Raw genomic sequence first — 3,488 nt, forward strand, 5'->3', positions numbered from 1 at the left:
GTCCCCAACATCCGCCGCGCCTTCGACCTGATCTCGGAGGCGACGCTGCTGCTTCGTCCCGAACCGGCGCGGCTGACGATCAGCGTGACGCCGACCTTCGCCACCAAATGGCTGATCCCCAGGCTGCAGGATTTTGTGACTTACAATCCGCTGGTCGACCTGCGCGTGCTGGCCAGCGAGAGCCTGTCGAGCTTCCAGGTCGACGGTGTCGACATCGCGGTGCGGCAAGGCCGGCCGCCCTTCGGCGCCGGCCTGATGGTCGACCTGTTGTTTCCCCAACAGATCATCGCCGTCTGCAGCTCGGCCCTGCTGCCACACGGCACGGCCGAGATCGCGGCCACCGAAATCCAGCATCACGTCCTGCTGCACGATGCGCACAATCTGTGGCCGGAATTCATGGAGAAGGCAGTCGGCCTGAAGATGACGACCGAGCTGAAACGCATGCGCTTCAACCAGACGGGCCTCGCCATCGACGCGGCCATCGCCGGCCAGGGCATAGCGCTGGCCAGCCGCTTTCTCGTCGCCGCCGACCTCGCCGCCGGCCGGCTGGTTCAGCCGGTCAGCGGTGAAATGCGCGGCACGCAGGATTTTTATGTCGTGATGCCGAGAAAGCAGCGCCATCCCGAGCCGACGCAGACCGTGCGGCAGTGGCTGCTCGATGCCGGAGAAAGGCCGCCGGTCTAGAGCAATTTCAGGAAAAGTGTGAAACGGTTTTCCGTCCGAAATTGCGTCAAAACAAAGGGTCTAGATCGGCAGCAAGGCGTCGGGCTTCACATTGGCGATCGAGGCGTAGGTGTGCGTTTCCCGCACCCCGGGCAGCGGCAGGATGACGCGCTGCAGGAAATCCTGGAACATCGCCATGTCGGCGATGCGCGCCTTGACCAGATAGTCGAAGCCGCCGACCACCATGTGGCACTCGATGATTTCGGGCGCGCGTAAAACTGCTTCGGCGAAGCGGTCGAAGACATGTGGCGCGGTGTGGTCGAGCCGCACTTCGATGAAGACGAGCTGCGCCTGTCCGATCCTCGCCGGATCGAGCACCGCGCGCACCGCGCGGATGAACCCTTCGGCGAACAACCGCTTGACGCGCTGCGCCGCTCCGGTCGGCGACAGGCCGACCCGCCGCGCCAGATCGAGCGTCGTGCGGCGGCCGTCCTCCTGCAACAAACGCAGCAGCGAGCGGTCGATGCGGTCGAGATCGTTCATTTCAGGATTCACACTTCTGAACCGGAATAAGCGTGATAGTCACGCTAAAATAGCGAAAACAATATATTTCATCACGCAGATGGATCGCAATACCGTTGTCGTGCAACAGACAACGAAAGCGGATCCCATGACATCGGTTCTATCGACCTCCCGCAGCGCCCAGGCCAAGGGCGACACGCCCGTGCTCATCCTGAGCGAGGCCGAGGTGAAAACCTGCATCGACCTGCGCCAGCTTCTCGACGCGCTCGCCGGCGGCTTCAAGGCGCTGTCCGGCGGCAAGGTCGTCAATCCGGCACGGCCGCAGCTCGACATTCCGCAGGCCGGCTATTCGCTGGCGATGCCTGCCTGGACGGCGGGCATGCATCTTACGGTGAAGATCGTCAACGTCTTCGAGGGCAACATCGCCAAAGGCATCCCCAGCCACCTCGCCACCATCCATCTGTTCGACCCTGGGACGGGCATGCCGGTCTGCGTCATGGATGGCACCTATATCACCGCCGTGCGCACCTCCGGCTCCGCCGTGCTCTCGGTGCGTGAACTCGCCCGCCGCGACGCCAAGGTCGCGACGGTGGTCGGGGCCGGCGTGCAGGCCGGCCAGCATCTGCATCTTCTGCCGCTGGTGCGCGACTTCGCCGAAATCCGCGTCGTCTCGAAGGAGTTTTCAGATGCGCAAGCACTTGCCGCTGGGCATCCAGGTGTCGTTGCAGTCGCCGATATCGAGGCCGCGGTGCGCTCGTCTGACGTCGTCTGCCTTGCCACGCATTCCTACCAGCCCGTGATCTCGGCCGACTGGGTGCGGCCCGGCACCCATGTCTCATCGGTCGGCGTCGCCCCGCCCGGCGGCGAGTTGCCGGTCGAGCTTATCGGCAAGGCCAGCCTGTTCGTCGAGACCAGGGAGGCCTTTGTCGCGACGCCGGTCGGTTCCTGCGAACTGGCGGGCATTGACCCGAAAAACGGAACCGAGCTCGGCGACATGCTGCTCGGGCTGCGGCCGGGACGCGTCAGCACCGATCAGGTCACCGTCTACAAGGCCATGGGCGTCGCCATGGAGGACATGGTGGCAGCCGACCTCGCCTATCGCGAGGCGGTTCGGCGGGGATTGGGGCGGGCTGTTGTGCTTTAGTGGAGCCGCCTGATTGTTGAAGCCAGCGCTGCCCCTCATTGCCCTGCCGGGCATTTCTCCCCGTTCACGGGGAGAAGATGGCGGCAGCCAGGTGGGGCGGCGCAAATGTCGGGAAGTCAGGGCCAGCCCCTACCCCTCCACCGTCTCCAGCACACTCAGCAGCGTGCCCTCCATATCCGGCTCGTCGCCCGAGCAGACGCACAGCATCTCGGCGTCGCCTTCGCCCACCGACAAATAGGCATGGCCCATGGTGGAATCGATGTAGACGCTTTCGCCCTGTTTCAGCCGCACCGGCGCATACTGGTCGGTGTGCAGCTCGATCTCGCCCTTGAGCACGATCAGGAATTCCTCGCCGGCATGCCTGGTCAGCGGGCCGAATTCCTGCGGCGTGCGGGCGCGCGCAAAGGCGTGGATCGGCACCATGCGCTTGCGCACCAGGTCGGTCGCCAGATAGCGGTAATCATAGTTGCGGGTCAGCTGGCGCAGCGTGTTGGACGGCGAGGTCACCGAACGACGGGTGCGCGCGGATGGCTGCTTGCGGTCGCCGCTGAGCAGTTCGGTGACATGGATGCCCAGCCCCTCGCAGATCTGCAGCAGCTTGTCGTAGCTCAGCGACATCTGGTCGTTCTCGACCTTGGACAGGGTCGACACCGCGACGCCGGTCAGCGTGCTGACCTCCTGCAAGGTCCAGCCATGCGTCTTCCTCAAGCCGCGCAGGCAATCACCGAGGTTCGGTTGCTCCGACATCGTCAGCTCCATGGCGCGGCCACCGGGCCGCTTCTTCACCCTAGGTAGTCCAACTCCCTGCTGCCATCAACAACATCAACAATTTTCTTATACGCTAAATATTGACTGGATACGAAATTATTTCTACCCCTAGGGGATGCAGTCAAAGTCCCCCCAGAAAGTCGTCGTCATCGGCGGCGGCATTGCCGGCCTCTCGCTGGCGGCGGCCGTGCAGCCCTGGGCCGAGGTCATCGTGATCGAGCGCGAGCCGCATCTCGGCTACCACGCCAGCGGCCGCTCGGCGGCGCTGTTTTCCGAAACCTACGGCAATGCGCTGGTGCGGGCGCTGTCGCTGGCCAGCCGGCCGCAAATCGTCGACGGCGGCTTTGCCGCGCACCGGCGCGGCGCGCTGCATGTCGGCGGCGTCGAGGAC

5 protein-coding genes are annotated in these 3,488 nt (G+C 64.5%); 3 read left to right on the forward strand and 2 right to left on the reverse strand.

Translation table 11 applies throughout. The features are described 5' to 3' along the window. Positions 1-684 (forward strand): LysR substrate-binding domain-containing protein (locus EN935_RS27050; protein WP_127373800.1); only part of this gene is annotated, 684 nt, incomplete at its 5' end. Between the two features lie 60 nt (positions 685-744). Here EN935_RS27050 and EN935_RS27055 read toward each other — a convergent pair. After that, positions 745-1,206: an Lrp/AsnC ligand binding domain-containing protein gene (locus tag EN935_RS27055; protein ID WP_127373801.1), complete on the reverse strand. Its 462-nt coding sequence runs from the start codon at positions 1,204-1,206 to the stop codon at positions 745-747. A 127-nt stretch (positions 1,207-1,333) separates the two neighbouring features. Between EN935_RS27055 and EN935_RS27060 the strand changes: the two genes are divergently transcribed. Continuing rightward, positions 1,334-2,329, forward strand: coding sequence for an ornithine cyclodeaminase family protein (locus EN935_RS27060; RefSeq protein ID WP_127266100.1), 996 nt, complete (start codon positions 1,334-1,336; stop codon positions 2,327-2,329). Positions 2,330-2,458: 129 nt separating this feature from the next. Here EN935_RS27060 and EN935_RS27065 read toward each other — a convergent pair whose 3' ends face one another. Further along, a complete protein-coding gene (locus tag EN935_RS27065) occupies positions 2,459-3,115 on the reverse strand; it encodes an XRE family transcriptional regulator (protein WP_245469051.1) in 657 nt (218 codons plus the stop codon). Positions 3,116-3,212: 97 nt separating this feature from the next. Here EN935_RS27065 and EN935_RS27070 point away from each other — a divergent pair. After that, positions 3,213-3,488: FAD-dependent oxidoreductase (locus tag EN935_RS27070; RefSeq protein WP_164771367.1), on the forward strand; the 276-nt coding region annotated here is incomplete at its 3' end.

Origin of the sequence: Mesorhizobium sp. M7D.F.Ca.US.004.03.1.1 (assembly GCF_003998635.1) — a bacterium.
Lineage (GTDB): Bacteria > Pseudomonadota > Alphaproteobacteria > Rhizobiales > Rhizobiaceae > Mesorhizobium > Mesorhizobium loti.